The organism is Zhongshania sp., assembly GCF_041623545.1.
GTDB lineage: Bacteria > Pseudomonadota > Gammaproteobacteria > Pseudomonadales > Spongiibacteraceae > Spongiibacter.
This window is the reverse complement of the sequence record NZ_JBFJWS010000184.1, coordinates 1-6,439: the sequence shown is the minus strand read 5'-3', so window position 1 is coordinate 6,439 and position 6,439 is coordinate 1. Positions and strand designations below refer to the sequence as shown.

Genomic DNA, 6,439 nt, shown 5'->3' with positions numbered 1-6,439 from the left:
TTAACATCGCCATTGCCACCTCCACCCGCAGCGGCCGCCAGACCAATCGCAATTGCTCCTCCCCATATCCAGGGGCTAGCGACAACGGTGCTAAATGACCCTGCGCTGGAGCCAGTTGCGTTGAGAACGGGTGTTGTAAACTTAGCCACCATCGGTAGACCGTAAAGCAGACCTACAGACCTACCAAAAGCGTCTATTGACCATTTGAGGGCATACGGTGAGCGCTCCTGAAAATAACCAGTAAGAATTTCATTGCCGATTTGGGCCGTTTGACCACTTTGATGAGAACGTACATTCATGGACCGCTGTACGTCCCGAGCCGAACCCGTGGCGAAACTGAGTTCCCATCGCCTCTGCTCTGTATGGACTTCGCCAATTTGCCAATCGAATTCTACCAGTACACCAAGATGATCTCGAGGCGGGGCGGCATAACTTAGACAAGGCGACAGCGTTAGTGCCAACGTCACCACGCTGGATAATACACGACGGATAACCAAGCTAGACATATTCCCCCCACAACGAGCTCGTATTATTTTCTTTTTCCACGACTTGCGAATAGTTGCTGGTGTGAGCCACAAAAAACGAACGGAAGGGGATAAACCTAAGTTGCACCTTCCCGTGGCGCCACAATCTCCATTAAGTTTAAAATTGTACTGCAATTTAGCGCTTTTGCGAACTGAGAATTTCAGAAAGCTGCACAAGTTTGCTGACTCAAATTATAATGCGCCGAAAGACCATAACACCATGCTAAAGTGCGTCGCCCAGCATCACCTTGAAATTTTTATTCGCCGACTGCCCCGTACTTGACCGCAATCCGTTTATGCCGGTGTTTAAATATAGCACTGTAAACTGGCTTCATCACAGGACCTAGAAAACGAAGCTTTGGAACAAATTCAAGCTCATCAATCACTATACATGTAGAGCCTAAACTTTTTATAGTTCTACTATGATTCCATTTTTTGTGAATTAATGAATCTGACCTTTCCTCAAAACCAGCTTCATCCACCTTTGAAAGTTTAAACTTGTGAATATCTACTGGGATGATGCCAAACAACAAAATAACACTAGAAAACAATTCACTACCAATGGGCCAAAGCTTCAAATGCTTTGAAGCCCATTCAGATGGCGTAGTCATTTTCACCAATGGCATAAGTTCGTAATTAACACCATCCATAGTTAATAAATCTGCGTAAAGACGCTCAATATCTTCATCTAGTTTTGATTCAATTTTTAAGCTTGGCACTCTAGACCCCTCTTACCCGATCGCACCGCTAACACGCGCGGCTATTTTTTGTGAAGCTGCAGGCGAAAAAATAAGCCTTTGCGGCGCTGCTAAAAAACCGTAACCTGCGAATGAGTACAGATGTTTTAACTCACCGCCTATTCTAGGAAAATAAAGTCATTATCTGCTAGCGATAGTATGACGTTTCTTAAAACCTTCGTTGGACTTCCCATTTAGTTGGGGAAAACGCCGACTTGCTTTGCACCTCGGCGCAATATGCCGCTCTGGGAGTTCTTAATTAAGAAAGCCAACGGGCACAGCATTCGTATTAGACGGGCAAAAAAATGCCGGCTGTTACACCGGCATTATTTAATTACCCTTACTATCGGTTTAGAAGCTAAGGCGCAAATCCACACCATAGCTCTTCTGCTCGCCAAAATACCCTGCTTGGTAAGCGCCTAAACTAATACTGTGAACTTTGTATTCCTCGTCAGTGAGGTTACGGCCCCACAGCGCAACTTCTAGCCCCAAACGGCCTAGACTAATATCCGACAGAGCAAGGCGTGCGTTTACCAGACCGTAATCGTCGAGGAAAAAACCGCTCATATCGTCATTAAAGGCGGTGCCGTAGCGCTCATCAGTCCACTGATAGTCGATACTGGCGTTCAACATCATCGGGCTAGACGCGGAGCCAACGGCACGCATATATTCTAGACCCACGGTGTAATTGTGTTCTGGGGCATAGGGCATCTCAGCCTGATTCGCGAGATTTTCACCTTCGGTCTGGCTACCGCCACGCTGGTCAATGTACTCGATAAAATCGGCATCGGTATAGCCGTAGGAGACCTGCATAGTCAGGCCGCGCATTAACACTGCCATGACATCGACTTCAAAACCGTCTATCTGCGCCTCACCTACGTTAAACACATCGGTGAGGAAAATGGTGGCGTTGTTGGTAATCTGCTGCAATTGCATGTCTTCGTATTCAGCGCGAAATGCCGATGCATTGACGCTGATGCGATTATTTAACCAGCTGGATTTCACACCCAGCTCGTAAGACACCATATGCTCTTCATCAAAAGGCGGCGTAAAACCGTCTTCGGTACTGCGCACATTGTAACCACCGGACTTATACGCGGTGACCACCTTAGCAAAGGTGCTCAGCTCCTCAGTCCAGCTGTAATCCAAAGTCAGGCTAGGGTTAAAGTTACTCCATGTCGCACTGTCAGATTGCTCGCCACCGGTAAAGTACACCGCGCTGTCTTTGCGCGCCGCACGTTCATCAGCGGTGTAACGACCACCTAAGGTAACATCCAAACGGTGATCCAATAAGGCCGGTGACCACGTTAATTGACCATAAGCCGCATAGGCCTCTGACGTCGAATAGATCTGGCGATCTTCCAAGGTCACCGTGGTCACGCTCGGCGGTACTAGCGGGTTCGCGGGCAACGGCGCGGGGGTTTGCACAGGAACAGTGTCGGTTTCTTTTTCAGTGCCATGCTCTTTAAAGTAATAGATGCCTGCGACATAGCGCCAGGCTTCGCCGTGCTCACCGACAAACTGGAACTCCTGGGAAAACTGATCTTGTTCAATGCCAACACGGATCTTAAAGCCGGGGGAGCCGCCGCCATAATCTTGAACAATGTCTTCCGCTAATTCCCGGTAGCCACTAATTGATTTCAGCACGCCCCAAGGGGTGTCAAGGCTGGCAATGAGACTATGACCGCTGACTTCCGTGGCACTAGGCTCAACGCCACCGTTCCAACTGCCACTATCACTGCGCTCGGCGCTGGTATTTGGGAGCGCATTTCCCGGTGATGAGGTAACCTGGTAGAAGTGTTGTGGGCCGTCGATATTCGAAAAATCGTAGGCATAATCGATCGCTAAGGCGTCGCTAAGATCCCAGCGAACGGCGGCGCGACCAGCCTGCTTCTCTTCCTCTCCGAAATTTTTACCGGCACCGGTATTCTCTACCCAACCGTCGTGGCCCGATTCCAAATAGCTAATTTTGCCGGCAAAATCGCCCACCTTGCCGCTCTCAATCTTGCTTAAGGACCGCCAATAACCGCGATTACCCGCACTAAACTGTTGGCTAACCGCAAAATCATCGATGGGCTTTGCGGTAATTAAATTGATAGCACCACCCGTGGTGTTGCGACCGTATAAGGTGCCCTGGGGGCCACGCAATACTTCGATACGCTCTAGATCCGCAACATCGCTGGTCAAACCAATGCTACGCGCCACGTAAACGCCATCGAGATAAATTCCAACGGCGGGGTCCTGCGTCGACTGACTGTCGTTATTACCCACTCCGCGCATAAACACCACGAGGGAGCTGCGACTATTCGGGAAGGGAGTAATGGTGACATTGGGTGCCAAGCCAGCAATATCGCCGAGATCACTGATACCAAAGCGCTCGAGCCGCTCGCTTGAGAAGGCGAGGATCGAGATGGGTGTGTCTTGCAGGGATGTTTCACGCTTTTCAGCTGTAACCAGTATTTCTTCTAGCGCCAAGTCATTTGCCGCCTGTGCGCCATAGGAGTTAAGCGCAAACGCTATCGCCAGAGCGGATGCTCGGCAAACAAAATTGCTCATTTCAATCTCACCTGTGTTTTTATTATTGCGATATTTACCGCAGCCCAGATACAAAGAGCATATTGGCAGTTTTGGCCAGTGCTGAGCTATCGTCTGAATGGCTTATCGGTAAGACCGCCTATGGCCAAACCATGTTAATGGTACTTCTGCGCCATCGCGGCCGAAACCCTCTTGGCGACGATGGCGAAGCGTTACATTAACGCTAAATCGCTGCCATTACGCTGCCATAAATAGCGCCAAACACCAGTACCAATGTCGCTAGACCGCCAATACCAAAGCCTAGGCTCCGTTTTTCGGCGGCGACTAAATAGCCTCGGCAATACAGAGCACGACCGAGCACGAACAATCCGCCCAAGCCCGCCGCAACTGGCGCACTAACGTAGTTTGCAAATACCAACATCGCCGGAATCACGACAACCATTTGCTCTAAGGTATTTAACTGTACGCGGATCATTCTCTCCAGCTTAGGGTCGCCAGTCATGGCGGGCGCCTGGATGCCGGTTTTACCCCGAGTCGCACCCACCATCATCACAAACACAATGTACTCAAGCAAAATAATACTGATTACGACGCTAACTAATGCCATTTTCTTATTCCTATTTTATAAAAATCCAAGAGGCTCATGTTTGTTTCTCAATCGCCATTAATCGTCTGTTTACGAATTAACTGCTGCATACTTTGCTGTACATCAGGCCCCAGTAAAGCCACCCAGCGCCGCGACAAAGATTCCAAACGCTGGTCTACCCGCAGTAATTGTTCATTATCGCGGTCTTCAACAAGCAATAAGCCCTGCTTAATGAGGGTGTCCATATAAACACGAAACAGGTTTTTATCGAAGTATTCCGGCGCTTCTCTGCCACTTAAAATAGCCAAGCGCTGAGCCATTTCAATGGTGTGCTGCTCGATCTGTTTGCGGGGTGCCGGAGTACTGGAGATTTCCTGCACCAATAGCAAGCTGGTCACGGTGTAGCGCTCAAAGGTCTCCCGCAGAATTCGCCCAAGACCGGTCAGTACCGCGTAAGTTTCAGTTCCTACATTGGCGCGACTCAAGGTACCGTCACGCTCGTTGCGACTGAGCAAATTGAGATCAACCAAATTATTAATTTGATCTGCAACCGCCTCGGCACAGTCCGCTATACTCACGCGTAAAAACAGTTCTTGTTTTACAAATGGATAAAGTAAAACACAGGCTTCAATTAGCTCAGCCTCTTTAACTGTCTTGCTATGGCGGAAGAATCGCGCAATCAAGCTCGGTAGTGCAAGCACATGCATCACCGAATTGCGGTAATAGGTTAGCATTACCGCTTCTTTACCGGTGGCGGTCACAATGGGCCCCCATGGGTGTTCGATGCGCGAAAGCCCTGCCGTACGAGCTGCTTGCTCAAAAATCTCCGTGGCACTGCCCTCAGGCAGCGTGACGTCTGGGCTGTAAGGCAAACGCTTCAACAGAGCGACAAAATGATCAATCTGCAGCAGCAACTCGTCTTCCGCCATCGCGCGCTGCGGACTAGACAGTAGAATCATCGATACCAAGCCAATGGGGTTTACCACCGCCGCCGCATTGATCCGCTCCATATTCTCCTGAGCAATATAATCAATAACTGCAGGCACAAAACTTTGATCCCCTTGCTGGGTCAATTTGCGCCAATTCGGCTCAATATGGCTGAAACATTCGTCCAAGCTCAGTGGTTCACCAAAGGCTATATGCGGGCTGCCGTATGAGGACTTAAATATTTTCCGCGCCTTTAACAGCCCTCCCGCGGACTCACTTTGTTTTGCTGCGCCGCGCAGTTCTTTTACATAGGACGCACTTTCCACCAGTTTGTCATAACAAATATAAATAGGAACTATTGCCACCGAGCGGCCGGGTTGCTGAATAAAACTATCTACCGTCATACGCAACATCCCCTTTTTCGGAGGAAGTAAACGTCCGGTGCGACTGCGACCGCCTTCAGGAAAGAATTCCACGGGGTAGCCACGACTCAAAATCACATCTAAATACGACTTAAACACCGCGGTGTAGAGTGGTTGATCCGCAAAACTGCGGCGGATATAAAATGCGCCAGCGCGACGCAACATGCCACCAACCGGCCAAAAGTTCAAATTGACCCCGGCGGCAATATGCGGCGCCACTAAACCTTGCACATAGAGGGTGTAGGAAATAAGTAAGTAGTCAAAATGGCTGCGGTGCGAGGGCATGTAAATTAATTGGCGACTATTTGCAGTCTCGCGCAGACGCTCAACATGATGACTATTTAGTCCAGAGAAAATCTTTCGGAATACCCAACTCAGAATCAATTCTAGCGCGCGAATCATGCGGTCGTCATAATTGGCCGCGATCTGCTCGGCCATTTTCCGAGCCTTCTTTTTTACCGCATTAACATCGGCGTCTGGACCACTGAGGTCACCGGCTATTGCATCACGTACCGCCTGACGCCGCAGCACCACATCAATGATTTGTGGCCGAGACAATAATCGCGGTCCCAAGCTTGCCGTCGCCCGGCGTGAGAAATAAAACGACATCATTCGCGCCAGCATTGCCGCCGCGGCTTCTGGGTCATTCTTGCGCGCCACAAATTTATCAAAGGTTAGCGGCTGGGCAATATGCACCAGCACATTGCG

6 protein-coding genes are annotated in these 6,439 nt (G+C 49.6%); 1 reads left to right on the top strand and 5 read right to left on the bottom strand.

The features are described 5' to 3' along the window. The 3 genes from ABYT30_RS13905 to ABYT30_RS13895 form a co-directional block, all read right to left on the bottom strand. Positions 1 to 506 (bottom strand): hypothetical protein (locus ABYT30_RS13905; protein ID WP_373097068.1); only part of this gene is annotated, 506 nt, incomplete at its 3' end. A gap of 275 nt (positions 507 to 781) precedes the next feature. Then, the gene (locus ABYT30_RS13900) at positions 782 to 1,243 is read right to left on the bottom strand and encodes a hypothetical protein (protein WP_373097066.1); all 462 of its coding nucleotides are present in this window, start codon (positions 1,241 to 1,243) and stop codon (positions 782 to 784) included. A 369-nt stretch (positions 1,244 to 1,612) separates the two neighbouring features. Beyond that, positions 1,613 to 3,817: a TonB-dependent receptor gene (locus tag ABYT30_RS13895; RefSeq protein WP_373097064.1), complete on the bottom strand. Its 2,205-nt coding sequence runs from the start codon at positions 3,815 to 3,817 to the stop codon at positions 1,613 to 1,615. Positions 3,818 to 3,879: 62 nt separating this feature from the next. Between ABYT30_RS13895 and ABYT30_RS13890 the strand changes: the two genes are divergently transcribed. Then, positions 3,880 to 4,017 carry a hypothetical protein gene (locus tag ABYT30_RS13890; protein WP_373079923.1) on the top strand — a complete coding sequence of 46 codons (138 nt, stop codon included), beginning with the start codon at positions 3,880 to 3,882 and terminating at the stop codon, positions 4,015 to 4,017. A 2-nt stretch (positions 4,018 to 4,019) separates the two neighbouring features. Here the strand turns inward: ABYT30_RS13890 and ABYT30_RS13885 are convergent, their stop codons facing one another. Together ABYT30_RS13885 and plsB are read right to left on the bottom strand one after the other, a co-directional pair. After that, positions 4,020 to 4,403, bottom strand: coding sequence for an MAPEG family protein (locus tag ABYT30_RS13885; protein WP_373079921.1), 384 nt, complete (start codon positions 4,401 to 4,403; stop codon positions 4,020 to 4,022). 47 nt (positions 4,404 to 4,450) lie between these two features. Beyond that, the coding region (gene plsB, locus ABYT30_RS13880) for a glycerol-3-phosphate 1-O-acyltransferase PlsB (RefSeq protein WP_373097062.1) at positions 4,451 to 6,439 on the bottom strand (1,989 nt) is incomplete at its 5' end.